Origin of the sequence: Brevibacillus sp. AY1 (assembly GCF_029870785.1) — a bacterium.
Taxonomy (GTDB): Bacteria; Bacillota; Bacilli; order Brevibacillales; family Brevibacillaceae; genus Brevibacillus; species Brevibacillus invocatus.
This window is the reverse complement of record NZ_JAFLPN010000046.1, coordinates 1-24,068: the sequence shown is the minus strand read 5'-3', so window position 1 is coordinate 24,068 and position 24,068 is coordinate 1. Positions and strand designations below refer to the sequence as shown.

The 24,068-nt window shown below is 51.5% G+C and carries 24 protein-coding genes and 1 rRNA gene; 4 read left to right on the top strand and 21 right to left on the bottom strand.

The annotated features are described in order from the left end of the window. The 7 genes from JZI27_RS22065 to groES all read right to left on the bottom strand — a co-directional run. A 16S ribosomal RNA gene (locus JZI27_RS22065) occupies positions 1-69 on the bottom strand; the annotation flags it as partial. Between the two features lie 265 nt (positions 70-334). Then, a complete protein-coding gene (locus tag JZI27_RS22060) occupies positions 335-1,126 on the bottom strand; it encodes an HAD family hydrolase (RefSeq protein ID WP_251245059.1) in 792 nt (263 codons plus the stop codon). After that, entirely contained in the window at positions 1,123-1,944 is an 822-nt protein-coding gene (locus tag JZI27_RS22055; RefSeq protein ID WP_122910264.1) for a carbohydrate ABC transporter permease, read from the bottom strand. Before JZI27_RS22055 ends, JZI27_RS22060 begins: the two co-directional genes overlap by 4 nt. Positions 1,945-1,953: 9 nt before the next feature. Then, complete coding sequence (locus tag JZI27_RS22050) at positions 1,954-2,913, bottom strand: carbohydrate ABC transporter permease (RefSeq protein ID WP_122910263.1); 960 nt, start codon at positions 2,911-2,913, stop codon at positions 1,954-1,956. A 161-nt stretch (positions 2,914-3,074) separates the two neighbouring features. Next, positions 3,075-4,391 carry an ABC transporter substrate-binding protein gene (locus tag JZI27_RS22045; protein WP_280209323.1) on the bottom strand — a complete coding sequence of 439 codons (1,317 nt, stop codon included), beginning with the start codon at positions 4,389-4,391 and terminating at the stop codon, positions 3,075-3,077. A gap of 195 nt (positions 4,392-4,586) precedes the next feature. Further along, positions 4,587-6,218 carry a chaperonin GroEL gene (groL, locus tag JZI27_RS22040; RefSeq protein ID WP_251245061.1) on the bottom strand — a complete coding sequence of 544 codons (1,632 nt, stop codon included), beginning with the start codon at positions 6,216-6,218 and terminating at the stop codon, positions 4,587-4,589. 58 nt (positions 6,219-6,276) lie between these two features. Next, positions 6,277-6,561: a co-chaperone GroES gene (groES, locus tag JZI27_RS22035; protein WP_122910261.1), complete on the bottom strand. Its 285-nt coding sequence runs from the start codon at positions 6,559-6,561 to the stop codon at positions 6,277-6,279. Positions 6,562-6,822: 261 nt separating this feature from the next. Here groES and JZI27_RS22030 point away from each other — a divergent pair, with 261 nt between their 5' ends. Beyond that, on the top strand, positions 6,823-8,157 hold the full coding sequence (locus JZI27_RS22030; RefSeq protein ID WP_280209320.1) for a CAP-associated domain-containing protein: 1,335 nt from the start codon (positions 6,823-6,825) through the stop codon (positions 8,155-8,157). Positions 8,158-8,197: 40 nt separating this feature from the next. On the opposite strand, the gene JZI27_RS22025 is transcribed toward JZI27_RS22030, so the two are convergent. The 6 genes from JZI27_RS22025 to JZI27_RS22000 form a co-directional block, all read right to left on the bottom strand. Beyond that, positions 8,198-8,641, bottom strand: coding sequence for a hypothetical protein (locus JZI27_RS22025; RefSeq protein WP_251245062.1), 444 nt, complete (start codon positions 8,639-8,641; stop codon positions 8,198-8,200). 115 nt (positions 8,642-8,756) lie between these two features. Further along, positions 8,757-9,530, bottom strand: a complete 774-nt coding sequence (tatC, locus tag JZI27_RS22020; protein WP_122910258.1) for a twin-arginine translocase subunit TatC — start codon at positions 9,528-9,530, stop codon at positions 8,757-8,759. Between the two features lie 18 nt (positions 9,531-9,548). Then, a complete protein-coding gene (gene tatA / locus JZI27_RS22015; RefSeq protein WP_122910257.1) occupies positions 9,549-9,956 on the bottom strand; it encodes a twin-arginine translocase TatA/TatE family subunit in 408 nt (135 codons plus the stop codon). 42 nt (positions 9,957-9,998) lie between these two features. Beyond that, a complete protein-coding gene (locus tag JZI27_RS22010) occupies positions 9,999-11,000 on the bottom strand; it encodes a molybdopterin-binding protein (RefSeq protein ID WP_280209318.1) in 1,002 nt (333 codons plus the stop codon). Further along, positions 10,994-11,509, bottom strand: a complete 516-nt coding sequence (locus tag JZI27_RS22005; protein WP_122910255.1) for a MogA/MoaB family molybdenum cofactor biosynthesis protein — start codon at positions 11,507-11,509, stop codon at positions 10,994-10,996. Before JZI27_RS22005 ends, JZI27_RS22010 begins: the two co-directional genes overlap by 7 nt. Before the next feature lie 97 nt (positions 11,510-11,606). Continuing rightward, positions 11,607-12,179, bottom strand: coding sequence for a 5-formyltetrahydrofolate cyclo-ligase (locus JZI27_RS22000; RefSeq protein WP_280209316.1), 573 nt, complete (start codon positions 12,177-12,179; stop codon positions 11,607-11,609). 110 nt (positions 12,180-12,289) lie between these two features. Here JZI27_RS22000 and JZI27_RS21995 point away from each other — a divergent pair, with 110 nt between their 5' ends. Then, positions 12,290-14,221 (top strand): ABC-F family ATP-binding cassette domain-containing protein, encoded by a 1,932-nt coding sequence (locus tag JZI27_RS21995; RefSeq protein WP_280209314.1) that lies wholly within the window; start codon positions 12,290-12,292, stop codon positions 14,219-14,221. Between the two features lie 5 nt (positions 14,222-14,226). Here JZI27_RS21995 and JZI27_RS21990 read toward each other — a convergent pair whose 3' ends face one another. From JZI27_RS21990 to JZI27_RS21960, 7 genes are all read right to left on the bottom strand, one after another. Further along, the gene (locus JZI27_RS21990) at positions 14,227-16,485 is read right to left on the bottom strand and encodes a hypothetical protein (RefSeq protein WP_280209312.1); all 2,259 of its coding nucleotides are present in this window, start codon (positions 16,483-16,485) and stop codon (positions 14,227-14,229) included. A 306-nt stretch (positions 16,486-16,791) separates the two neighbouring features. Beyond that, complete coding sequence (gene tsaD, locus JZI27_RS21985; protein ID WP_122910252.1) at positions 16,792-17,877, bottom strand: tRNA (adenosine(37)-N6)-threonylcarbamoyltransferase complex transferase subunit TsaD; 1,086 nt, start codon at positions 17,875-17,877, stop codon at positions 16,792-16,794. Next, complete coding sequence (gene rimI / locus JZI27_RS21980; RefSeq protein WP_122910251.1) at positions 17,874-18,332, bottom strand: ribosomal protein S18-alanine N-acetyltransferase; 459 nt, start codon at positions 18,330-18,332, stop codon at positions 17,874-17,876. Before rimI ends, tsaD begins: the two co-directional genes overlap by 4 nt. A gap of 4 nt (positions 18,333-18,336) precedes the next feature. Next, positions 18,337-19,059: a tRNA (adenosine(37)-N6)-threonylcarbamoyltransferase complex dimerization subunit type 1 TsaB gene (gene tsaB / locus JZI27_RS21975; protein WP_122910250.1), complete on the bottom strand. Its 723-nt coding sequence runs from the start codon at positions 19,057-19,059 to the stop codon at positions 18,337-18,339. Next, complete coding sequence (tsaE, locus tag JZI27_RS21970) at positions 19,059-19,520, bottom strand: tRNA (adenosine(37)-N6)-threonylcarbamoyltransferase complex ATPase subunit type 1 TsaE (protein ID WP_122910249.1); 462 nt, start codon at positions 19,518-19,520, stop codon at positions 19,059-19,061. The genes tsaB and tsaE overlap by 1 nt, the downstream gene beginning before the upstream one ends. Then, positions 19,517-20,536, bottom strand: coding sequence for a thiamine-phosphate kinase (thiL, locus tag JZI27_RS21965; RefSeq protein WP_280209309.1), 1,020 nt, complete (start codon positions 20,534-20,536; stop codon positions 19,517-19,519). The genes tsaE and thiL overlap by 4 nt, the downstream gene beginning before the upstream one ends. Before the next feature lie 117 nt (positions 20,537-20,653). Beyond that, positions 20,654-21,106 (bottom strand): SprT family protein, encoded by a 453-nt coding sequence (locus JZI27_RS21960; protein ID WP_280209308.1) that lies wholly within the window; start codon positions 21,104-21,106, stop codon positions 20,654-20,656. 106 nt (positions 21,107-21,212) lie between these two features. Here JZI27_RS21960 and JZI27_RS21955 point away from each other — a divergent pair, with 106 nt between their 5' ends. Together JZI27_RS21955 and cmpA are read left to right on the top strand one after the other, a co-directional pair. Next, on the top strand, positions 21,213-21,545 hold the full coding sequence (locus tag JZI27_RS21955; protein ID WP_280209307.1) for a hydrolase/acyltransferase: 333 nt from the start codon (positions 21,213-21,215) through the stop codon (positions 21,543-21,545). An 83-nt stretch (positions 21,546-21,628) separates the two neighbouring features. Beyond that, on the top strand, positions 21,629-21,751 hold the full coding sequence (gene cmpA / locus JZI27_RS21950; RefSeq protein WP_122910245.1) for a cortex morphogenetic protein CmpA: 123 nt from the start codon (positions 21,629-21,631) through the stop codon (positions 21,749-21,751). 23 nt (positions 21,752-21,774) lie between these two features. On the opposite strand, the gene JZI27_RS21945 is transcribed toward cmpA, so the two are convergent. Beyond that, on the bottom strand, positions 21,775-23,937 hold the full coding sequence (locus JZI27_RS21945; protein ID WP_280209306.1) for a Tex family protein: 2,163 nt from the start codon (positions 23,935-23,937) through the stop codon (positions 21,775-21,777). Between the last annotated feature and the right edge of the window lie 131 nt (positions 23,938-24,068).

Here is a 24,068-nt window from a genome sequence, read left to right as displayed (position 1 = left end):
TCGCTCGACTTGCATGTATTAGGCACGCCGCCAGCGTTCGTCCTGAGCCAGGATCAAACTCTCCAATAAAGTTTTGTATCTGGTTCAAAGCTGGCAAATCAATTCATGATAGACTCATCAACGCTTTCGCTGTTCAGTTTTCAAAGAGCGTTTCGTTTTCTCGTCAGCGTTTCGTTGCCGACCCTTTAAACTTTATCACGTCTTAGCCGGGAAATCAAGAGTTATTTTTAAAAAAGTGATGTTTTTTTCATTCTCTTTAAAAACACTCTCAAAAGCGACAAGAGTTATCATAGCAACTCCAATCAAAAAAAGCAAGCAAAAGATCAAGAAAAAATCACCCCCCCTTCCATTCTTTCAAAAATGGCATCAGTTCTTGTATGGAACGGATTACAATAGTCGGCCTGTATTCACTAGGAAGCACAGTTTCCGTTATGCCTTGCATTCTCCCGCTTTCCTTCCGCCGCTTTTCCCGCAACACTTGGACGACCTCATCGTCATGCGGTCGCTGTACAGGGAAAAGCGAGCTGGCCCTCTGCGAAAGACCCCTTTCTATTAGAACAGAGACAGCGTTGGCACGATTGGCCAGCAGTATATCGTGATCCAAACGATCCCCTACATGAGCCACTACTTTCCCTGCCAGCATATCCAGGATCACCGTGTCAGGCTTGCCCGTACCTGCTCTCTCCGGTGTGACGACCTCATCAAAGCAATCGAGCAGACTCAATGCTTGCATCACAGGTGCTTGGTATTTGTAAAAACCGTTTGTCACTGCAGCCAAAGCATAACCTTGAGCCTTCATCTCAAGCAACAGCTGTGGAATCTCCGGTTCAAGCAAATACACCTTGGGAGAAATAGAATGTTTTTGTACCAACTCCTCTATGTCAACAGACTTCTCGATGCCCAACTCTTGGCACAACCTGGCGAGCATCTCGTCCCAGTCATAAGCTTCCACGTACCTGCCTTGTTCCATTCGTCGCTCATGCTCAGCCGTCAGGGCGGAAACAGAGTCGTATGATTGGCCCAACTGACCGGAGACTGCAGCAGCAATCTCCGGGAATACCCATTTTGAAAAAGGATTTTGCATCAACGTACCATCCAGATCAAACGTAATCCATCGCCGACTCATTTTATCGCCCCCGAAGTAAGTCCTTCAATAAACTGCCTGGATGCAAACAAAAACGCTATGATCATGGGCAGAGAAGAAATCGTCAAGCTGGCAAACAGCAGATTCCATTCCGTGTCATACTCACCGAACAGCGTCAGCACGCCAAGCGGAATCGTGCTCAGCTCTTCGCTTTTTAAAAAGATGAGCGGGTAAAAGAAATCGTTCCAGACGCCGATCAACTGAACGATCGCTACGGTTCCAAGTGCCGGCTTCATCAAAGGGAGAATGATTTTATAATAAACCTGAAAGTTGTTGCACCCGTCCAATCGCGCAGATTGATCCAACTCGGTAGGCAACGTGCGAAAAAAACCATAAAACACGAATACGGCAAACGGTATTCCTCCAGCAACGTACAAAACGACCAAGGAAGTCAGTGTGTCAAGCAAGTTAAGCTGCAACATGATCATATAAAGCGGCAAAATGGCTAGCTTCATCGGCAACATCAACCCAACCATAAAGAAAAACAGAATGTAAGCATTCCAGCGAAACGTAAAGCGGGAAAGATAGAAGGCAGCTAACGAAGAGACAAACAAAATCAATATGACCGATAGCCCGCTTACGTAGATGCTATTCCATACGTACTTGCCAAAGCTCACCTTTTCCCAGACCAAAACGTAGTTCTCCAACGAAAAGTTGGAAGGCAGCCCAAGTGGCGAGGTAAGAATCTCCACATTGCTTTTCAGCGATGAGGAGATCATGAGAAAGAACGGATACAGTATAGATAGGGATACAAGCGACAAAATCAGGTATTTGGCAAACTGTCCAATTCGTCCCGCCATGCTCTCCTCCTATTGTTCAAATTCTTTTTTCTTGAAGAAAAACAGCAGCACAGCCGTTGCGCTGGAAATCATTAAAAAGAGTACGACAGCAAGGGCTGAACCTAAACCGATCGATTCTCCGCCATCTACAGAACCAAACGCTAAGCGGTAAAAATAGGTAGCCAATACATCGGTCGAATAGTACGGGCCCGCTTGCGAGCCTTGCATCGCAAAGATCAACTCAAACGTCTCAAACGCCCCGATAAAGGTAAGGATCGACATCACCATAATGGCAGGCATCGCCAATGGAATGGTAATCTTCAGCAACATCGTCAATCCGGATGCACCATCCATTTTGGCTGCATCGTAAATCTCCTGAGGAATTGCCTGCAGTCCTGCGAGAAAGATCAGCATGGAAAAGCCTAATCCGTACCAGCTATTGACCAGGATGATCGTATACAGTGCTGTATCGGGATCACCCAGCCAGGGACGCGCCCACTCTTCCAACCCGATGAATTGCAAAATCGTGTTAAGCGCACCGTACGTAGGATTCAAAATCAGGCTGAACAAAAAGCCGACGACGATCACGGATAAGAGCTTCGGCAGAAAAATAACCGTTTTAAAAAACTCTTTGCCGCGGATTTTGCTATTGATCAGCAAAGCGAGCAAAAATGCGACCGCCATTTTGAAAATAATTGTCCCCACGAAAAAGATGAGGTTGTGGCCAAAGGCTCGGCTAAAGGTTTCCTTGAACGGAGACTCCGTGAATAGGAGAACAAAATTGTCTAAACCGACAAACTCACCTCGTCGCATCCCTTGGAATGAGTAAAAACTGTTTAAGAATGCAGACAAAATCGGATATAGCTGGAACCAGATAAACAATACCAGGGCAGGCAGCAAAAACAGATGGACGAGCTGTTTTTTCCAATTGATGCGTTTTTGCTTGGGCACCTTGAGTTTTGGCTCAGTCTCTTTTTGCAAAACAGCCATACGCTCCAATCCCTCCTTCAACAAAAACTGTATGTGGCTCATCGGGAAGCAGACAACCAAGGTTAATCAGCAGACAAACCAAGCACAGATACAAAAGTGAAAACAGGTACAGCCAAGCGACTTGCCTGGACTGTACCTGCGTGTCCCTGCTGGTTAACCCGCTACTTCTTCGGCTGGAACCACTTTTCAAGCGAAGCCTGCGTATCCTCTGCCACTTTGTCTACCGCCAGCTGCCCAATATACATTCCCTGCAATGAATTCTCAAATGTCGTCTTGGTGGTAGGTGTGCCTTCACTAAAGTGAACAAGCATCATATAACTGGTCATGCTTTTTTCGCTTAGCTCGGTCATCTTTTTCAACATCGGATGCTGAGGCACTACCCCTGGGATCGCGCTAAGCCTGTTCAACTGATCACTGAACATCTGACCAAACTCCTTGGAAGCTAGGAATTGGATGAAGGCTTTTGCTTCCTCCGGGTGCTTGGTTGCCTTAGCTATTCCATAGGAGCCATCGACCCAGTTGATCATCGGTGTCTCGCCGCCTTTTTCCTTCGCCAGTGCCGGCATAATATCGAGCGGCAAGTCAGCGTTCAGGTTTTCAAATGTCTCCAGGCGGTGGCTGCCGTTGATGTACATCGCTGCTTTTCCGGTATAAAAGAGCGCTTGTGCATCCTTGTCGTCGATGGCGATGAAGTCTTTCGGGAAGTACGGCACCAGATCGCTCATCCGCTTGATCGACTCTTTAAACGCTGGGTCGGTAAAGTTAACCTCGCCAGATAGCAGCTTTTCTACATACTCCTCTCCGCCGAATGCGCTCGTCCCGATGACATTATGCGTGTACGAGAGCAAGTAAGCGGCCTTGCCTGCTTGCGCTACGGGAATAATACCTTTTTGAGAAAGGGCTTCGCATACTTGCAAAAACTCTTCCCATGTCGTTGGTGTCTGCAACCCGTGATCCTGGAAAAGCTGCTTGTTGTAGAAAATAACGGCTGAGTTGATGAAGAGCGGTACGCCGTATACTTTGCCATCTTCTCCACGAGCAGCATCCAGATAAGACTGCGGGATGTCTGCTACGCCCGGAACGTCGTCAATCGGCAGCAGATAGCCTGCATCAGCGATCGAAGCGGCACCTGCGTATGGACGAAGCTGCAAGATGTCAACTCCGGATCCCGCTGTCAGCGAGTTGGTCAAGATCGTATTGTACTCCGTAGATTTGAAAGAGCGAAAATTCACCTTCACGTGCGGATGCATCTTTTGAAACTCGGCAATAAAGCCTTCATACGCCTCTTTGTCCTCCGGGCGCCAGCTGTACATGACCAGTTCTACCGGATCCTTCTTTGCTTCTTCTGCCGCCGGCTGCGGCTGCTGTGCTGCAGGCGTCTGCTCAGCTGGAGCAGATGTGGATGCACCACCACCACTACATGCGGATAAAACAAACATCAGTACAGCGCTAAACAACCAAACCCCTACACGTCTCACTGTAAAATCGCCTCCACGTCAGCTATTTGTTGCCTGCCCATCTGTGTAATGCACTATGTAGTATTATTTTATAATATTATAATAATTCAGGAAATATTTTTTCAATCTTTATTTTAATATTTCCGAAAACAACCATTAAAAAAAGAGACAGACGTGTTGTCTGCCTCTTTTCGAAACGGTGTACGAGACCGTTTCTTACATCATGCCCATACCGCCCATGCCACCCATATCCGGCATGCCCATAGGAGCTTTGTTTTCTTCTGGTTTGTCCGCGATTACCGCTTCTGTAGTCAGGAACATAGCCGCTACAGATGCAGCGTTGGAGAGTGCGGAGCGAGTTACTTTCGCAGCGTCTACGATACCTGCTTCGAGCATGTTAACATACTCTTCGCTGGCTGCGTTGAAACCGATGCCTACAGGCTCTTTTTTCAGACGCTCTACGATTACAGAACCTTCCAGTCCTGCGTTCGCTGCGATTTGACGAACTGGCTCTTCCAGGGAGCGGAGTACGATTTGTATTCCTACTGCCTCTTCGCCTTCTACTTTTACAGCTTCAACAGCTTTGATTGCATTGATCAGAGTAGTACCACCACCAGGTACGATACCCTCTTCTACCGCTGCGCGAGTAGAGTTGAGCGCGTCCTCGATGCGGAGCTTCTTCTCTTTCAATTCAGTTTCAGTAGCTGCACCCACTTTGATAACCGCTACGCCGCCAGCCAGTTTCGCCAGACGCTCTTGCAGTTTTTCACGATCGAAATCGGAAGTGGTGTCTTCGATTTGTTGACGGATTTGCGCTACGCGGCCTTCGATAGCAGCTTTGTCGCCAGCACCTTCAACAACCGTTGTGTTTTCTTTGGTAACCACGATTTTGCCTGCGCGGCCCAGTTGTTCCAGCTTGGTGGATTTCAGATCCAGACCCAGCTCTTCTGTGATCACTTCGCCACCAGTCAAAGCAGCGATGTCTTGCAGCATTGCTTTGCGGCGGTCGCCAAAGCCAGGAGCTTTAACCGCTACAGCTGTGAAGGTACCACGCAGTTTGTTCACTACGAGAGTAGCCAGCGCTTCGCCTTCCACATCTTCTGCGATGATCAGGAGTGGTTTGCCGCTTTGTACAACTTGCTCCAGTACAGGCAGAACTTCCTGGATGTTGGAGATTTTTTTATCTGTGATCAGGATGTAAGGGTTGTTCAGAACCGCTTCCATCTTGTCAGTATCCGTGATCATGTAAGGGGAAGCGTAACCACGGTCAAATTGCATACCTTCTACTACTTCCAGCTCTGTAACGAAGCCTTTGGACTCTTCAACAGTGATAACGCCGTCTTTGCCCACTTTTTCCATCGCTTCTGCGATCAGGTTTCCTACCTCTTGATCGTCAGCAGAAATGGCCGCTACTTGTGCGATCGAGGATTTGTTCTCAACCGGCTTCGCGATAGATTTGATTTCTTCTACAGCAGCGCGAACTGCTTTTTCCATACCGCGACGGATTACCATCGGGTTGGCACCAGCGGTTACATTTTTCAGACCTTCACGGATCATAGCAGCAGCCAGAACCGTTGCAGTCGTGGTACCGTCACCAGCGATGTCATTTGTTTTGGTCGCAACTTCTTTAACCAGCTGCGCACCCATGTTTTCGTAAGCGTCTTCCAGCTCGATTTCTTTCGCGATAGTTACACCGTCGTTGGTGATCAGCGGGGAACCGAATTTTTTCTCCAGTACCACGTTGCGTCCTTTTGGACCGAGTGTTACTTTTACCGCGTTTGCCAGTGTTTCCACACCACGGAGCATCGAGCGGCGAGCGTCTTCAGAGAACTTGATTTGTTTTGCCATCTGATCTCTACCTCCTGCTTTATGTGTTTTCCAATCGTATTCCTATGTGAAGAGCTAGTTAACCGATGATCGCCAGGATATCGGATTCGCGAAGCACCAGATATTCTTTGTTATCCACTTTCACTTCAGTGCCGGCGTACTTGGAGAAAATTACCTTGTCGCCTTCTTTTACTTCCAACGCGATGCGCTCGCCGTTGTCAGCAACACGACCAGAGCCTACAGCGATAATGCGGCCTTCTTGCGGTTTTTCCTTTGCCGTGTCAGGCAGAACGATCCCGCTTGCGGTCGTTTCGTCTTTGGAGATAGCTTCAATTACCACACGGTCACCCAATGGCTTCAGCACTAAAAACACCCTCCTCAAAAAATGTAGGTTAGAAAGTATGTGTTGTTAGCACTCAACTTGAGCGAGTGCTAACACCCAATTCCTATAATAATGAATCACCTTTTACTTTGCAAGTAGTTTCCCTCACTTTTTTCCATCTATCAGTTCTTTCAACTCTCTCTAGCAGTTGGCATTTTTCTAGCAACGAGGTTCTAGCAAAAAAACGGGCTCATATAATCAAAGCATAGAGTTCAGTCCAGACGTCCAAGGAGGGACCCTGAAATGCGCAATTGGTTTTTACTTGGTGTGATTACACTTACGATGGTCGGGATCACACGACTTATCTCTTGGGACAATTCCTCAACGGTTCGGGTAAACGTCAATCCTGCGGCCATCTATTGGGACGGTCAGGAAATTAACGCCAGTACCCTGTCGGCTGACAGGCAGAAAGACGGAAAATCGCTCCCCGCCACCCTGGAGTATCAGGGAACCTTGTACGTTCCACTTTCTCTGATCGGGGAACAGCTCGACAAGCAAGTCGGATGGGACCAAAAGAGTTCAACAGCCTGGGTGGGTAAAGCGCCTGAAGCTTCATCCCCTACTATGGTGGCGGATGCGAGCGCGATAAAGCCTGCGGTAACCCAGGCAGCTCCCCCTGCCAAAGCTGAGCCAAGTCAGCCTGTGTCCGCTCCCAAAAAGACAGGCGCTGTTGTCGAACCGGCTTACGAGCTATTCGGATTAAAGCTCGGCATGTCAGCCAAGGAAGTCACTGATCTGCTTGGCGAGCCTGATCGCATGGAACCGAGCAGCCTCGGCTATCAATGGTGGATCTATAACAAGGATTATGCCTCCTATCTCCAGGTGGGCGTCGTGGATGACAAGGTCGTCGATCTGTATTCCAACGCTCCTTTGGCAAAGCTGGGCGGCACAGGTATCGGAGCCAGCCTGAAATCGATTGAAAACAAACACCCGCTGCAAAATATCGTTACCTTTTCGTATATGGGAGCAAAAGTCCAGATCACCAACCAGAAGCATCAACGCCCGCTGGTTATGAAAGACAGCAAGCCGGTGATCTATTACCTGGATCAGCAAAACAGCAGCAAGGTAACAGCTGTGCGGATGATGGATACAAAAATGCTGCTGCGCGGCGGTTTTTATGAAACGAAATGGACGTACACCGGACAAGCTCCCAACTTCGATCCTCCGGCGCTCACGGTGAAGCAAAGAGAGCTGGTCAATGCCGCGTACGAGCGACAAATCCTGGATCTGGTCAACGTCACCCGCTACCGCTACAAGCTGCCACCGCTCCAATGGCACGGCGAAGCTGCAGAAGTGGCCCGGAAGCATAGTCAGGACATGGCCAACCACGACTTCTTCGACCATGTCTCGGCAACTACTGGCCTGGATCCTTTCGCTCGCCTGAAGCAAGCCAACATCCGCTACACGATGGCAGGTGAAAATATCGCAGCTGGCTATCCCGACGCGATTGAGGCCCATGAAAGCTGGATGAACAGTCCCGGACACCGTAAAAACGTCCTGGAAAAAGGCTTCTCCCAGCTCGGTGTCGGAGTGATCACCGATTATTACACGCAAGCTTTCCTGACTATCTCCAAGTAACCGTGCTTCGCCACACCTTTTTTCACAAGCCGGGTTTCTTTTACTTGGGCAGGCGGAGCTGCACGCGTAACGCGTCTACTTTTGCAGAAAACTCGACGACGACGGTCTCGTATTGCTTGGTATGCAAAATCAGCCACGGTGCCCGCCTACCCGTTTTCGGCATGACCACAAACATCGCCGCGATCTGTGTATCAAGACGCGAAGGTTTATGCACCAATCGTTTGGGCGGCACCAAAGGAATTTTCACGATCATGGCGTGTTCCAAAACTGGATTCAGCTCCAGTACCCGACCACTCACACTGTCTAGAATCTTGCCCGCCTGATCCTGAAAGGTTGCAGAATTGGGAAACGTCTCGACGACCTGCTGCTTGTCCGTATCAAACAGTTCTACGCGCTCCGACTGATCAGCCAGCTCTACCGGTTTTGCCATCGCGCCTGCATGAGCCGGTGAAAACAGCAGTGCCAAAGAAAGAATAAGCCACATACGACCACCTCCCCATTGCTCCGTACTAGTATGTCTTATGAGAAGCTGTCACATCCTATTTTTTGAAACCGCATAAGAAAAAGTCCCCTGCACTTGTATCAGGGGACTTGCCTTTTTAGCGGCTTACTTCATCCGCTTCCATGTTATATTCCTTTTCCCATTGTTCTTGTTCCTTCAGCTGCTTGCGATAGACAATCCGGGACAGCCAGGTGCTGATCTCGTATAAAAGCAAGAGCGGGATCGTCACCAGGACGTCACTCATAATATCAGGCGGTGTCAGCGTAATGGCGATCACAGCCAGGATAAAATAGGCGTAGCGTCTCATTTTGGCAAGTCTCATCGGATTGAGGATCTTCAAGCGAGTAAGAAACATCACGACAATCGGCAATTGAAAAAGCACTCCGAAAGGGATCACCATGTTAAACATGAAGCTGAAGAATTCTCCGATGCCGTAATTGGGATTAATCCCCATGCTTCCAGAAAGATTGGACATGAATTGCATCAGCATCGGGAAGACGATGTAGTAGCCAAATAGAAGTCCCATGATAAACAACAGGAACGCTGCCGGAATGAAGTACAGCGTACCGCGGCGCTCAGTCTCCCGCAGACCCGGGGAAACAAAACGCCAAATGTGATACAGTGCTACGGGCAGTACCACAACGACTCCTACCAGGACAGCCACCTGCATGTACACACGCAGGGCGTCAGATGGATGAAGCGAGATGATCGGAACGCCGTCAGCAATCGGTTGTTGCTTTAAATACTCAATCAGCGGACCAGCCAAAAAGAAGCCGGCAATCAACGCAACAATAAAAACGGCCAACACCCACATGATTCGCTTGCGCAACTCTGTCAGATGCTCAACCACTGTCATTTCTTGTTCGGTCATGGAACCCACCTTACCCAATTACGCCTTATGCTGTCCTTGTTCAGCTTGCAGACGCTCTTGTTCTAGCTTTGCGCGGATTTCTTTTTCCAGGCGTTCACGCTCGAGACGCTCCCGAACCTCCCGCTCGATTCTCTCACGATCCAAAGCATCCTGATCCGCAGCGGCTGTCGTCTTGTCAGTTGAAGTTGCGGCGGTAGTTGCGGTTGTTGCAGCAGGGGCAGGCGTTGCCGTTTTCGCTGCTAGCTCCTTGGCCTTCGCCTTATCATCTTCTTCATCATCGTCGCTGGTCAGGCTGCGCGTGGCATTTTTAAACTCCTTGAGGGTATGTCCCACTGCCCGCCCCAGCTCCGGAAGCTTCTTAGGTCCAAATAATACAAGTGCCAAAACCAAAATAAGAATTAAACCAGGAATTCCAATCGTACTCATCTTGTTTCACTCCTTTATCCTGTTATATGCCAGTCTAACCAGCTAACACTTGCGTAAACCGCCATATCCCAAACGCGTCATATCCGACTCTTCAATGCGCTCCCCTGCAAGGATGCGCGGCAAAAATACATCAAACGACGTAAACGGCTCATGCATGACAGCCCCTGGAAGACCCAAAACCGGGATCTCTCCGTAGTAGGATACCAACAGCATCGAACCCGGCAGCATCGGTGTTCCATAGCGCACAATCTGCGCGCCTACCCCTGCAATCGCTCCCGGAGTCCGGTCGTCCGGATCGACAGACATCCCGCCTGTGACCAACACCAGGTCCACTCCTTGATCCAGGAACCATTTGATCTCTTTCTCAATCGCCTCTTTATCGTCAGGCGCAAAGCGCTGTTCGACCACTTCAGACCCGAGTGCCTCTACCTTGGCGCGAATAGCCGGACCAAACTTGTCGGCAATTCTTCCGGTAAATACTTCGCCACCTGTGGTGACCAGACCTACCCGTTTCTTCAAAAACGGCTTTACCTGCACAATCGGACCTGCAAAGGTTTGGGCCAGCTGCTCCAGCTCTACAATGCGCGCTTCCTCCATGATCAGCGGAATGATTCGAGTCGCTGCCAGCGTATCTCCTGGCTGTACGACCTGATCGCCATAAATCGTAGAAAACGCAATGCCCTCCAGTGCATTCAGGGCATGTACAGCTTGTTCATTGATTTTGGCAAGTCCCTTGTAAGCTGCCTTCATCGACACTTTTCCTTCATACGGCTCTGTCAGCGTCAAGCCTTCTCCAGAAACGGCCTGCGCAATTCGAATTCCCGCTTCTTCTTCGTGGATAAAGCCTTCTGGCATTTCCAGTACGTAAATATGCTCCTTCCCGATCGAGAGCAGCGGTTCAATATCTTCTGCCGTGACGACATGTCCTTTTTTGAACAAGCGCCCTTTAAATTCACCAGGAAGAATTTGAGTCATATCGTGCGGAAGCATCATGCCGATGGCCTCGCGTACCGGCACTTCCCGCATCTTCGGTTTTTCTACCAACCGTATCCTCCCCAATCTTCATTGGCCTCACCCGTTCCCTGCAAGATATGCAGAGCATCGGAAAGCATGTCTCCAATTGCGTTAAAGCAAATCTCTACACCCTTCGGATTTCCCGGAAGGTTGATGATCAAGGAGTTGCCGCGGGTACCTGCTACCGCACGTGTCAGCATAGCACGACGCGATTGTTGGAGTCCAGCACGCCGCATCTCTTCAGCCAGCCCCGGAACAGGCCTGTCCATGACCCAAGCTGTCACCTCTGGCGTTACGTCACGCGGACTGAGTCCAGTGCCTCCAGTCACGATTAGCAGATCGCATTTTTCCCGATCCACCAGTTCAATCATATTTTCTTTCAGATCTTCCATATCATCAGTAACAGCGCGGTATATAGCTACGTCAACCTGCAGCCATTCACGAGTCAGTTGTCGAATAATCGGAATTCGGTCGTCCGCTCGCTCACCTCTCGCGATCGAATCACTTGCCGAAATCACTCCTACCTTCCATCTACCCACAGCTCATACCTCCGTTTTATCATTCGATAGTATTGTACACTTTTTTGTCCGTGCTGTAGATACCGCTGGCAGAAAAGAGCGCTCTGACACAAAACCTTCACGAATGGAAACAACCTTCTTCTGTGACAATCCCATCCAATAAAATATCGTGGGGCTCCAAGGGCACCTCATCCACCACCTGCAAAGAGAAGCCGACTCCGAGTAAAAAAGGACGGTGCGAGTGCGACAGGCCATCGAGAAAGCGATCGTAATATCCCGCTCCGTACCCCATTCTGCCACCGCGCAAATCAAATGCCACACCTGGAACCAAAATGGCATCCAGCCGACTACAATCCATCACCACTGCTTTTGCCGGGTCCGGCTCCCAAATCCCGTACACCCCTTGCTTCAGCATATGAGGTCCGTCATATCGATACGGAACAAGGCGACGCTCTGCCGAAATGGTCAGGGGCAGCCATATCTCTCCCCCTCGTTTCCTAACCTCTTCGACAAACGGCAGAATGTCCAGTTCCTCCCCAAATGGATGAAAAGCCATGATCACTTTCGCTTTTTTCAGCTCTTCACAGTCGAGCATCCATTCGCAGGCTCTTTGCGAAAAAGCTTCTCGGAGCTCTGGCGACAGCAGTTTTCGTTTTTGCAGCAAATGACGGCGAAGCTCTTTTTTATCCATGCTTTTATCCTCCCCGCATCTGGCGTATACGTCAGGAACAGGTCTACAGACTTGTCCCGCGCTCGCTCTCTAAGCTACACTTGAATATAGTATATAAAGAGGTGAAACAGATGATCTTGCTGCAAGCTGAACATATAGAAAAAACGTACGGAGTCGAGACCATTTTACAGGACATTTCTCTGCAAGTACAAACCGGAGAACGCGTCGGTCTGGTCGGTGTCAATGGTGCGGGAAAATCAACCCTGATGAAGATCCTGTCGGGAGAATTGAGCTGCGACAGCGGCATTGTGCGGATTCCCAAGGATGTCTCGATCGGCTATCTGGCGCAAAATGGCGGTCTGGAATCGGAACGCTCGATCTGGGACGAGTTGCTCAGCGTATTTTCGCATCTGCAAAAGGAAGAGCGTGATTTGCGCGAGCTGGAAGCCAAGATGGGGGATTCCACAGTAATCGCCGACGAAAAGCGCTATCAGCAAATCATGGAGGATTACGCGCGCCGCTTTGAGGCATTCAAGGAAAAGGGCGGTTACAGCTATGAAGGCTCCATCCGTGGCGTCTTGCATGGTTTGCGCTTTGCCGACATGGACTACACGACCCCGATTCGCACGCTGAGCGGCGGTCAGAAGACGCGCCTGGCTTTGGCCAAGCTGCTTTTGCAGTCTCCTACCATCCTGCTGCTGGACGAGCCTACCAACTATCTGGATATCGAAACACTCACATGGCTGGAGAGCTATTTGCAAAACTACCAGGGCGCCATTCTCGTCGTCTCCCACGACCGCTACTTCCTGGACAAGCTGGTCACGGTCGTCTACGAAATTGAGCGGACCCGCGCAACCCGCTATGTCGGCAACTACAGTCAATTTCTCGATCAGAAGGCTGCTCGTCTGGAACAGGATTTGAAACGCTTCGACAAGCAGCAGGAGGAAATCGCCAAGCTGGAGGATTTCATCGCCCGCAATATCGCTCGCGCTACGACGACCAAGCGGGCACAAAGCCGGCGCAAAACGCTGGAAAAAATGGACCGCCTGGATAAGCCGATCATGAGAAACAAGTCGGTACACTTTTCCTTCGACGTCGCCAAGATGAGCGGAAATATCGTCATGAAAGCGAACAATGTCGCGATCGGTTACCCTGATGCTGTCCTCTCCTCCGGGCTTACTTTTGAGATCGAACGGGAAGAGAGGGTCGCACTGGTCGGTCCCAACGGTATCGGCAAATCAACGCTGCTCAAAACTATCGTCTCTCAGCTACAAGCGTTGAGAGGTGATATTCAGCTCGGCAGCAACGTCACTATCGGATACTACGACCAGGAGCACCGGAATTTGAATGAACGCAGTACCGTACTCGGTGAAATCTGGGACGAATACCCGCAAATGCTGGAAAAAGACGTGCGCACCTTGCTCGGCAACTTCCTGTTTAGCGGCGACGATGTGCAGAAGAAGATCTCGGATCTATCAGGCGGTGAACGCGCTCGCGTCTCCTTGGCCAAGCTGATGCTCAAACAGGCCAATTTTCTGATCTTTGACGAGCCGACCAACCATCTGGACATCTACAGCAAGGAAGTGCTGGAGAACGCACTCGATGAATATCCCGGTACGATCCTGTTCGTCTCCCATGACCGCTACTTCCTCAACAAAATCGCAAGCCGTGTGCTGGAACTGTCTGCAAATGGCGTAACCAGCTATCTGGGCAACTACGATTACTACGTGGAAAAGAAACAGGAATTGGCCGAGCTGGCAGCCGAACAAGTCGCCCTACAGGCAAAAAAGACAGGAGCTGCTCCTGTCCAGACAGAAAAAAGCTCCTACGAGCTGGATAAAGAGGCAAAACGACGCGAGCGTCAACGCCAGCGCCGTCTTGAAGAGATCGAAGAGACGATCCAGATGCGGGAAACCGCGATCAGCAAATGGGAAGAGGAATTATGTCTTCCCGAGGTCTACAGCGATCATATGCAAGCCAAGGAGCGAAATGATCAGATCCAGGCTGCAAAGGAAGAGCTGGAGCTGCTGTACGATGAGTGGAGCCAGCTCTCCCAGGAGTAAAGCCATCAGTCACCCACATCCCTGAGCTTCGTTCCTTCTGGCGGTACATCCGTCATCGGTCCGTTTCCGAGCGCCGCATAAAGCGCAGGTACGACCAAAAACATGATGCAGGTAGCAGCCGTCACAATTCCGGAATCATTCAAGACAAGACCTGCGAGCGAACCCGCGATCACCCCTGCAAAGCCTTTGACCAAATATGGGTAATCGAGTGCCAGATGTCGCAGGAAGCGGTCATTTTTCAAGGACAGCAAGCCCAGTATGATGAGCGATACGACAAATACCTTGCTCCAGATCGAGACGCGAATCAAGCGGATATTCATCTCCAGCTTGCGTTCCACCATCTGGGCTACTTCCATCCAATTGCCGGATACGATCTGCTGCGATACGCGTCCCACATGCGTCAATGGCTGATCGGTCAGCAAGCTGCCTGCCATGAGAACAAGCACACCACCTGCGAGGCCACCTGCCAACAGCAGGAGGCCTTTTTTTCCCAGCGTCCAGCCTTGAAGACGTGTCCCCGCTACAAAAAAGCCAATCATCCCCGCAAGAAAGCCCCCTGCATCCGTCCCAAGATCAGGCGCTACCATGTAGTAGAGTACAGTTGCGAACAGAATGGCCGAGCTCACAGGAAGAATATGCCTTCTCCACCCTCGACTTCTCTGTCTGGCTGCGAACATCTGGTACAGTGCTGCCACGAACAGAGTGGCAGCTCCGATCAAAACGCCTTCATACTCATTCCCCAGCCCGTAAAATCTGGCCCCAATAACCGGGTCATACCCCAAATAAGACTGCCGCATCAGCGTCGCTCCCGTCCATCCGTCCAGCAGCAGCCCGAATACAGTCAATCCGCTGACAATCGCCACTGTGCGAGACAATGGAAAGCTTTCCAGGACAAAGGCAAGAAGCAAGGAAACCATGATCAGGACGCCCAAAACGACTGGCCCGGCTACCTGCCAGGACACGGCAGCTTCGACCAGAAGCAAAAAGGGAAACCAGAGCATGGCCAGCAGCGCTAGCCTTACTCCTCTACGTACACGTTCGCCTCTCTCTCCTTCATGATTTTTTCTCCCCCATATCCAGAGGATGACCGCGCTGGCTAGCGTAATCATCTGCAGCATGACATACGTGTACAGTACGGAGGAACGCGTAGCATACGTATGGTGAATGTACTCCACCTGCCTGAAAAGGTCTGTTACATCCTGTCCATTCTGTTGTACACGAAATGCGTGACCTGTGACCCCTTCAGGCATCGGGACTTTCAACCAGTTCAGAATCGAAGGCAGTACATCCAGTCCACTGACCAGCCCTGGCTGTCTCGTAGTGGAAGAGGTAATCAGGCCATGCTCCTCTCCCCGCCAGATCATGATTGGAGTCAGCAGCTTCTTTTCCTGGACTGCCTTGGCGTGAACAGCTGGCGAAACGAGCATGACCATCTGGTTGTCCCTGCGAGCGGAGAGGAGGTGATCGAGAAACGCGGAAAACTCGGTTAAGACACGTTCGTATTGTCGAGCAAACTGACCGGACTCCATCTCGTCTGCCAGCTGATAAAGTCGAGACAGATCGGACAGCTGAACCACAATGACGCCAGAACGGGTGTCCTTCAGGATGTTTTCCTCCAGGTAGGAGTAATTCGTTTTTACGCCGTAAGGATACCCTGCCACAGACTGAAGCGTTGAGCTGGAAACATCCCCATCAGGCACACGCCCCTGCTCGTCCATCGCAAACAAAACGGCGTGACGTTGCCGTACATCCCCATGATCACCATTTCCGTAAGCTGCAATCGGTACCTGGTGTGTTGCCAGCGTGCTACCCAGCAAACCGATTCGCGGTGTGTATGGCTTGTTCTGATTGTCTGTCAGCAGCCGGAAAATACCGGGAAACACGATGTTTGCTCCCGTATGGTCAAGCCCCAGATCTGCGGCGTGTTCACCTGCCGTCTTTTTGGTAGGCAACGCTTCATCGAAATGATAGGCCGTACCGCTTCGGTCCGTATACAGGGCTTGGGAGCCTCCTCCCATCAGCAGGTAGGTATTGGCTGCATTTCGTGTCCCCGGCGTGCGCGCAGACATCGCCCCTGCCCCGGCATCATCCATCCACCTATCCACATGTGGATATTTCCGAAGCTCCTCCAAATCGAAAAAAGACATCCCCTCCACGAACAGCACAATCACCTGTGATCCTTGCGATGGCTGGATTGCATCCGATTTTTGCGCAAAGGAAAGCAGCAGTAAAACTGACAGAAAAATAAGGCATTTTCTCATCATCTTGTATCCCCCTGTTGATAACTGCACCCGCTTTATCCACATATTCCACAGAAGAATCCACAGGTTCCAGGCCATTTTCCCGGTCATTTTTCATAGTTATCACCAGTATTCACAGGGGAAGGGAAGAACAGACAAAAAAGTTATCCAAAGTTTGTGGATAAGAAAGAGAAACCCCTTTTGTTATTGACTGTGCTTTGGTGGAGGAGAGGAAAAACGAACAGAGAAACAAGTTACGCTCTTTGCTTTTACCGAGCGGAAATGAAAAACGGGAGTTTGTCCCAAAAAGGAACAACCCCCGTTTTATTATCATTCATGCTCAGACAGCGACAGTCCAGGTACACCGTTGAGATTCAGCCCTGCAAACTCTCCTTTTTCATAGCGAATAAAGCCAGCTGCCGCGATCATGGCCGCGTTGTCGGTACACAGGGAGAGTGGCGGAATGACTAGCGGTACACCTTCCTGTTGACATCGCGCTTGCAGCCGCTCACGCAGACCACGGTTTGCCGCCACACCACCAGCCAGCAATACCTGCTTCGCTCCGAATTCCCGGACGGCGCGCAGCGTTTTTTCCACCAGAACCTCAGTGACCGAATCTTGAAAGCTGGCAGCCAGATTGGCCGGCTGAATCGTTTCGCCGCGCTGCGCCGCATTATGCAAGGTATTCAAAACAGCGGATTTAAGACCACTGAAGCTGAAATCATAGGAGTTCGGCTCTAGCCAGGAGCGAGGAAGGGGTACATTGGGTTCCCCTTCCAACGCCAGACGATCGATGTGCGGACCACCCGGATAAGGCAGGTTGAGCGCACGGGCTACCTTGTCGTAAGCTTCCCCGGCTGCATCGTCTCTCGTCTCGCCCAATATCTCAAACTGACCGTGCCCCTTCATCCAGACCAATTCCGTATGTCCCCCTGATACGACCAGGGCAATCAGCGGGAAATCCATCTCTTCCACCAAACGATTGGCGTAGATATGCCCTGCTATATGATGGACCCCGATCAGCGGGATGCCACGTGCCAGCGAAATGGCCTTGGCTGCCGCCACCCCTACCAAAAGGGCACCGACAAGACCGGGGCCGTACGTGACCGCGATAGCGTGGATATCCTCGAGTTTTTTGTCTGCATCGCGCAGCGCTTCTTCAATCGTCAGCGTGATATTCTCCACGTGACGCCTGGAAGCCACCTCCGGCACGACACCGCCAAAACGTTTGTGAATATCGGCCTGGGAGGCGATCACATTGGACAGGACCTCACGTCCGTCTCTTACGACAGATGCCGAGGTCTCGTCGCAGCTCGTTTCAATACCCAAAATATAAGTCGGGCCACCCGATTCCTTGTGTGCCTGAAAAGCTTGCTTTACGCGCTGTTCGTAGCGCGATAGGTTCGTATTGTTCATTGCAAAGTCACCCACATAATAATGGCATCCTCGTTGTTATCCGAATAATATCGTTTCCTGACCCCATGTTCCTTAAAGCCCAGCTTGACGTACATGCTGCGTGCTACCGTGTTGGAAGGCCGCACTTCAAGCGTCATGCTTTTTGCCCCGAACATCACCGCAACACCCATCATTTTTTGCATCATCCGGACGCCGATCTTCTGTCCGCGATACGAGGGATGAACAGCCACATTCGTAATATGCGCTTCATCCAGGATGATCCACATCCCGCAGTAAGCGACCACTTTATTCTCATGCAAAGCGACGACATAACGAGCGTTGGGATTTTTCGTCAGCTCGTTGACAAAGGCATCATGCGGCCAAGGAGTCGTGAACGACAGTCGTTCCAGCTCGGTGACGGCAGGAATATCCTCAAGCGTCATAAAACGGAATCCAAGCTCAAACTTTTGTTCCATATGATTACTCCTTTACCGAACCCTCCTGCTTTTGGGCCATCCATTTCGCTTCTGCTTCCGCCAACTGGAGATATTCTGGGACCAGCTCATGCACATTGCCGCTCTCCTGCAGCTGGCGCATGGCCAGGTAGCCGATGTGGGCTGCCCGAGGATGGTTAAACGCAGGAGTAGCAAAGCGTGCCTGCTCCCCCAATACCTGCTCGATCGTCTGACGATGCATGCGCACGTCCTCTCCGAGAAAGAGTATCGGCTCCCCAGAAGCCTGATCTCGCAGGAGGGGCAGCCACTCTTGCAGCAGAATGATTCTTTCCTTCTCGTGCACATGGGCCACCTGCATATCCTGCGCCTTAAAGCAGCCCGAGTAAACCTGCCCTCTGCGTGCATCAAACAAGGGCACAATCAATCCCGGAAAGCCCAGCGCATTCATGGCAATCGTCTGCAGGCTGGAGACGCCTATGATCGGCAAGCCGAGTGACCAGGCGATGCTTTTGGCCGAAGCAACCCCGATGCGTACCCCGGTATACGAACCAGGTCCGTTCGCTACCCCAATCCCGCTCAATTCCTCCGGTGACGTATTCGTAGCGTCGAGCAGCTCGCTTACACAATCCATCATGTGAACAGAGTGGTTTTTCTGCTGATTGGTCGTCATCTCGGCCAGGACCCGTTCTTCCTCCACTACGGCTACACTTAATACCAGATTGGATGTATCAATCGCCAGTACGCGCATCAAAAATCAAACTCCTCACACAATCTCACGTAGCGCTCTCCCTGCGGCACCATCTCGACTAAGCGCTGCTCGTCGCTGATCCTGCGCAGGTAAATCGTCAAACGCTCCGGCGGCAAGACATCCTCGATCAAGGATGCCCATTCCACCACACATATTCCTTCACCAAAAAAATAGTCATCCAGGCCTAGCGAATCCACATCATCCCCGACCCGGTAGACGTCCATATGGTACAACGGCAAGCTCCCCTGATACTCTTTTATGATGGTAAAGGTCGGACTGTTCACCACACTCCGCACTCCCAATCCTCGTGCCAGCCCTTGCGTAAACGTCGTTTTGCCTGCCCCTAGATCGCCCTCCAGCGCCAACAGGTCTGCGGGCTGCAGGAAGACGGCCAGGCGCTCGGCAAAACGCTGTGTCTCTTCCACTCCTGTGAGTGTCCACTGGTACGCCACTGCCGTCATCTCCTCTCTCCATCCACATGTCCAAAGTGGTTGAAGCCCGCTTTAGGCAGCACTTTTCGCTGGCCCTCACGCACAATCACCACAGCTGTTCCTTGTGCTTCTACTCGTCCGATCACCGTAAACGGTATATATTGCTCTGCAAATCGGCCTGAGAGATCAGCCAAACTGTCTGCCTCAATGGTTCCAACCAGCTGGTAGTCTTCTCCGCCATACAGCGCCCAATCCAACGGATCCTTGCCGCGCTGCCGGGCATAGGTTCGAGCTGCTTCCAATATCGGGATGTGATCCACCTCGACGACAATTCTCACGTCGCTGGCCTCGGCAATTTCCCACAGCTCCGATGCCAAGCCATCGCTCACATCGTTCAAGGCCCCGCACGCTTCAGAAGCTTGCAGCAATCTGCCCGCATTGATTTGGGCAGCCGGTCGTTGATGGGCAGCGATCAGCTCCTGCCCACCAGCTTCACCTTCCTGGCGTTCTTGGTTCAGCAGCAAGTCAAGACCAGCAGCAGAACTGCCGACATGCCCGGTCACAAAAACGAGCTGTCCCGGTGAAGCCTGGGAACGACGAATAGCGCGTCCCTTTTCCACCTCTCCAAGCACCGTCACAGACAGGTGCAGCGAGACTGGCGAGGAGACCGTATCCCCTCCGATGACACGCACTCCGTACTGTTCACACGCTTCGTAGATCCCATCGTAGATTTGCTCGTACTCGTCTTTTGTCCAGTTCGGGGATACCGCAATGCTGATCAGTGCGTACCGAGCAATGCCCCCCATGGCTGCGATATCGCTGATATTGCTGATGACCGCCTTGTAGCCGATATCAGCAGGCTTCATCGTCTCCTTCAGAAAATGCACAGTCTCTGTCATTGCATCGCAACAAGCCACGACTTCCATCTCTTGCGCCGGGGTAAAGACGGCAGCATCATCCCCGATCCCGACAGTAAGGCCGTCACCTTCTTGTCCGTTCGAACGGCTCGTCCATTGCCGGATCAAGGAAAATTCATCTTGTGCCACCCGAAACGCTCCTTTGCTGCATAGTTAGTCCATTATACCGTTGCCGTCGGAAGGGACGCAAGAAAGCCGCTCTGCACAAGTGCCAGCTTAGTTCTGCTGCTGGGCATTGGCCGGATTCTACTCACGCAGGATCAGCTTTCCCGTGCATCGTCCGCAGCGGTAGCGTGCAGGATTCATCTTCCTTTTGCGCCTGTAGCTCATTTGGCATGACGTGCAGATGAGCTCGTAGCGATAAGGAAGCTGTGTTCGCCCTCCGCCCACCTGTTGACAATAACGGCTCCCTCCGACCTTTTTCAGCAGCTCCTGAAAGTCACGATCCGCGTGACGATACCCGCGCTTTGCCAGATGAAGATGATAGTGGCACAGCTCATGCTTGATAATTCCCACCAGTTCCTCTTCTCCGTGCTCCTCCAGATGGCGTGGATTCAATTCAATATTGTGCGTCCGCAGCAGGTAGCGTCCACCTGTCGTCCGCAATCTGCTGTTGAAGCGAGCCTGGTGGCGAAATGCCACACCAAAATAGCGGTTGGAGATCTCCTCCACCAATATTTGCAGCTCCTGATCGGTCATGTCTCGTCCCTGCCTTCCTTTCCTCCACGATAGCAGTTCCTGTTGAAATGTGCCAGAAGGATAGGCTACACTTGGTGGGAGAAAAACGTTGAATGTGGAGGAGCTTATGCGTTATTTGCTGCTACAAGATGAATCCGGGCTGCAATTCGTCGCCATGCCCGAATCGCATATGTATCAACTCATTGCTTTGTTGAAAAGACTGGACAAGGAGATCGGCAAACTGACCATCCCGGATCGGCCAAAACTGCCTGATGTCCTTGCAGAATGTTCTGACCTGGAAATTCTGGACACCGCGCATCGCATCACAGAAGGGTTGGACTACGTCAGCCAATTGGAACAACGCTTTGCGGCTTTGAAAGAAAGTGAATATCCGCTGATTTCCCTTTTGACTGAAATCCGTGCCCTACAGGCTCAGTTGGAGTATTTGAATGAAGAATAAGCCTGGCCATGAAATAATAGGTACCTCCTGTTCGTCTACGTGCATACAATGCCAATAGACGAATAACACCAGGAGGTACCTTCATGCCACAATGGATGCGCAAGCAGTTGCAACGTGCCTTCATCGGGAAGGATGTTCGCCAGATTCGCTTGCTGAACAGCTGTTGGTTCTTATACTGGGAAAAACATGGTGGACGTCCCCAATGACAGGACGCCACCTTTTTTATTTCCTATTCAGCCACTGGCGAGATCATCGTCAGACCTACTCGCTGCCGCTTTTCATCAATATCCTCAACCCACACGTCCACGATATCCCCTACCGTTACCACGTCGAGCGGGTGCTTGACGAAGCCTTTTCTCAGGCGGGAAATGTGTACGAGCCCATCATTTTTCAACCCGATATCCACGAATGCACCGAAGTCCACTACATTGCGCACGGTTCCTTGCAGCTTCATTCCTGCGCTCAGGTCTGCCAGCTGGAGAACATCACTGCGCAAAAGCGGCTTGGGCAGCTCGTCGCGCGGGTCGCGTCCAGGACGCAGCAGGCTCTCCACGATGTCCTTGAGCGTCGGCTCCCCAATGCCCAGCTTCTCTGCCGTCTCAGCTAGCTGAAGCGACTGCAACCGCTCCCGGCACATCTCACTGCCGATCTCCTCAGCCGCTATATCCATCATCGCCAACAGCTTGTGTGTAGCATCATAGGATTCCGGGTGGATCGGCGTCTTGTCCAAAGGATTGCTGCCGTCGGCGATCCGCAAGAAGCCGATGCATTGCTCAAACGTCTTGGCGCCTAAGCGCGGCACGTCCTTCAGCTGGGAGCGCGCTGTAAACTTGCCAACTTCGTCCCGTTTTTTGACGATGTTGCCAGCCACCTGACGGCTGATGCCGGAGACGTACTGAAGCAGCGACGGAGATGCCGTATTCACGTCTACTCCCACGTGGTTTACTGCGGATTCCACGACAAATTGCAGGCTGTCCGCCAGTCGGGCTTGAGAGACGTCATGCTGGTACTGTCCGACCCCTACGGATTTGGGATCGATTTTGACCAGCTCTGCCAAAGGATCTTGCAGGCGTCGTGCAATCGAGGCTGCGCTTCGTTCGGCGACATCCAGATCAGGGAATTCTTCCTTCGCCAGCTCCGATGCGGAATAGACGGATGCACCTGCTTCGTTGACGATCAGGTAGTGGATATCCTGCTTCAATTCCTTCAGTACGTTGGCAACGAACTGCTCTGTCTCGCGTGAAGCGGTTCCGTTGCCGATCGCAATCAGCGTGACGCCATACGTCGAAATCAATTGTTTCACCTTGGCTGATGCCTCTGCGACCTTATTGGCAGGTGGTGTAGGGTACACCACTGCTACCTCCAGCAGCTTGCCCGTCTCGTCTACGACTGCCAGCTTGCACCCGGTGCGATATGCGGGATCGACGCCAAGCACGACCTTGCCTTTGACTGGCGGCTGCAGCAGCAGATTGCGCAGATTTTCCGAAAAAATGTGAATCGCTTGCTCTTCTGCTGCTTCGGTAAGCTCCGAACGCACCTCCCGTTCGATGGATGGTGCAATCAGGCGTTTATAAGCATCCTCTACCGTTTGCTGCAAAAGGAGGCGCACGACCGTCTCATGACGGATGACGCGTCTCTCCACCCAAGCCACGATTTCGGCAACAGGCGCTTCTACCGCCACTTTCAAAATGCCTTCGCTCTCTCCGCGATTGATCGCCAGGACGCGATGCGGCACTACTTTTTTCACAGGCTCACTATACGCGTAGTACATTTGATAAACGTTTTTCTCATCCGCTTCTTCCGCCTTCTGCTCAGAGAGCAAGAGGCCTTTTTGAAGCGTTTGCTTCCGAATCCACTGGCGAATATCCGGGTCGTCCGCGAGCTGCTCTGCCACGATGTCCTTCGCCCCCTGCAGTGCCTCCTCCACGGACTGGACACCTTTCTCAGGGTCGATGTACCGGGACGCTTCCTGTTCGGGATCTCCTGCTTTCGGCAGTGTCAACAAATACTCGGCTAACGGCTCCAGACCCTTTTCCTTGGCCATTGTCGCACGTGTGCGGCGCTTTTGTTTGTAGGGTCGATACAGATCCTCGACTTCCTGGAGCTTTACCGCTCGTTCGATCGCCATCTTCAGTTCATCAGTCAGCTTTCCTTGTTCCTCGATCAGGCGTAAGACCTCTTCTTTGCGCACAGACAGGTTGCGCAAATAGCGAAGCCTTTCTTCAATCGCACGAATCTGTGTTTCATCTAATTGTCCCGTCATCTCCTTGCGGTAACGGGCAATAAAAGGAACCGTATTCCCCTCGTCCAGCAAAGCAATGGTGCGCTCTGCCTGATGAGCTTTGACACCCGTATCCTGGGCGATTGTCTGGATCAGTAACGTTAGCTCCATACATTCCTCCTGCACGTGTACTATAGCCGATATTGTATCATACTTGATCTTTTCGCTAATTAGAAAACTTGGCTACGCCAAGCTTTTGGCGGAGCCTTAGTTGCACTTATACTATCTTCCGCTAATCTTTT

Coding starts and splice junctions, on each gene's coding strand:
- JZI27_RS22060 (WP_251245059.1), bottom strand. CDS start 1,126: ATGAGTCGGCGATGGATTACGTTTGATCTGGATGGTACGTTGATGCAA.
- JZI27_RS22055 (WP_122910264.1), bottom strand. CDS start 1,944: ATGGCGGGACGAATTGGACAGTTTGCCAAATACCTGATTTTGTCGCTT.
- JZI27_RS22050 (WP_122910263.1), bottom strand. CDS start 2,913: ATGGCTGTTTTGCAAAAAGAGACTGAGCCAAAACTCAAGGTGCCCAAG.
- groL (WP_251245061.1), bottom strand. CDS start 6,218: ATGGCAAAACAAATCAAGTTCTCTGAAGACGCTCGCCGCTCGATGCTC.
- JZI27_RS22030 (WP_280209320.1), top strand. CDS start 6,823: ATGCGCAATTGGTTTTTACTTGGTGTGATTACACTTACGATGGTCGGG.
- JZI27_RS22025 (WP_251245062.1), bottom strand. CDS start 8,641: ATGTGGCTTATTCTTTCTTTGGCACTGCTGTTTTCACCGGCTCATGCA.
- tatC (WP_122910258.1), bottom strand. CDS start 9,530: ATGACCGAACAAGAAATGACAGTGGTTGAGCATCTGACAGAGTTGCGC.
- tatA (WP_122910257.1), bottom strand. CDS start 9,956: ATGAGTACGATTGGAATTCCTGGTTTAATTCTTATTTTGGTTTTGGCA.
- JZI27_RS22000 (WP_280209316.1), bottom strand. CDS start 12,179: ATGGATAAAAAAGAGCTTCGCCGTCATTTGCTGCAAAAACGAAAACTG.
- JZI27_RS21995 (WP_280209314.1), top strand. CDS start 12,290: ATGATCTTGCTGCAAGCTGAACATATAGAAAAAACGTACGGAGTCGAG.
- JZI27_RS21990 (WP_280209312.1), bottom strand. CDS start 16,485: ATGATGAGAAAATGCCTTATTTTTCTGTCAGTTTTACTGCTGCTTTCC.
- tsaD (WP_122910252.1), bottom strand. CDS start 17,877: ATGAACAATACGAACCTATCGCGCTACGAACAGCGCGTAAAGCAAGCT.
- rimI (WP_122910251.1), bottom strand. CDS start 18,332: ATGGAACAAAAGTTTGAGCTTGGATTCCGTTTTATGACGCTTGAGGAT.
- tsaB (WP_122910250.1), bottom strand. CDS start 19,059: ATGCGCGTACTGGCGATTGATACATCCAATCTGGTATTAAGTGTAGCC.
- tsaE (WP_122910249.1), bottom strand. CDS start 19,520: ATGACGGCAGTGGCGTACCAGTGGACACTCACAGGAGTGGAAGAGACA.
- JZI27_RS21960 (WP_280209308.1), bottom strand. CDS start 21,106: ATGACCGATCAGGAGCTGCAAATATTGGTGGAGGAGATCTCCAACCGC.
- JZI27_RS21955 (WP_280209307.1), top strand. CDS start 21,213: ATGCGTTATTTGCTGCTACAAGATGAATCCGGGCTGCAATTCGTCGCC.
- cmpA (WP_122910245.1), top strand. CDS start 21,629: ATGCCACAATGGATGCGCAAGCAGTTGCAACGTGCCTTCATCGGGAAG.
- JZI27_RS21945 (WP_280209306.1), bottom strand. CDS start 23,937: ATGGAGCTAACGTTACTGATCCAGACAATCGCCCAGGATACGGGTGTC.